This window comes from Acinetobacter sp. YH12126 (assembly GCF_013418745.1).
In the GTDB taxonomy this organism is placed as follows: domain Bacteria; phylum Pseudomonadota; class Gammaproteobacteria; order Pseudomonadales; family Moraxellaceae; genus Acinetobacter; species Acinetobacter amyesii.
On record NZ_VPBM01000055.1, the window covers coordinates 1 to 1,028 of the forward strand.

Below are 1,028 nucleotides of genomic sequence, written 5' to 3' on the forward strand. Positions count from 1 at the left end.
CTTCGGCTGACTCTCCGATCTCTGCATATTCGCTACCAACTTCGGGCAGTTCAGATAATTTATGTGCGAACAAATGCCGTTGTGCATCGGTCATTTCAACAAAAAAATCGGGTGTGTTTGGATCTCGTTTAGGGTCGATTTTTTGTTGTTTTTTGGGCTGTATCTTCTGTTTAAATCGGAATGAGAAACCAATAATATTACGCCCTCTTTTGTGCTGTTCTTCTTTGACAGTAATATCCGTATTTTCATTGATTTGCTTTAATGATGGTTCTAAAACACGCTTTTTAAAGTCGTGCATTCGGTGATATTCACTTTCCAGTACACCCAATCTTTTTCTGAACTCATTTAGCTCAATAATTGGTGTTTTCCCACTACTACGCCAAGCAATCAAAAGTTCATAAAGCCTAATGGAATAGCCAGTGGAAAGCCCTTTTACTTGTTCTAATTCATAGCTTGTAAATTGTTTTTCTAGTCGAGTTATTAAGGGAATAATTGCAGGTGAAAAAATTAACTCCACAGATGCCGTTTTTTCGATGTATGCAATTTGAGAAACCCAACGTGAGGTAATATGAGCTATTCCTTTTCCTCTTTGTTCTTGGTAACTGAATTGACGAGCGAACAAGTCTTTACAGGCTTCTTTTAGTGCTTGATAAGCACCATTTTTCAATACATCAAAGTGGTTGATATAGCTCTCTGCATGAATGGTCAATGGGTCATTCGCATTAATACCTCTGCCACTTTCACGGGCTTCAATGATTGCTAAAAGAATCAACCGTTGTTCTACTAGGTCAAGATTGTAGCTGGCATTAATTAAAGCGTTATCTTTCACAATTAAATCTTTCATATAGCGTCTTATTTTATTATGTCGTCTTATTGATGCTAGGGGAATCCCTGCCGATAGTCAATAAGACGACATTTTTTAATTTGTCGCATTTTGCAAACTAAGTGTAGGCATATTGAAATTAAATTCTGCAAGGTAAGTGTCAATAAAGCGACATATTTAATTCTGTCTTTCAAAGCACACTAAG

At 36.8% G+C, this 1,028-nt stretch carries 1 protein-coding gene; it reads right to left on the reverse strand.

Annotation, left to right across the window (positions count from 1 at the left end; genetic code table 11):
- Positions 1–844 (reverse strand): replication initiation protein RepM (gene repM / locus FTU62_RS17255; protein ID WP_180103264.1); only part of this gene is annotated, 844 nt, incomplete at its 3' end.
- Between the last annotated feature and the right edge of the window lie 184 nt (positions 845–1,028).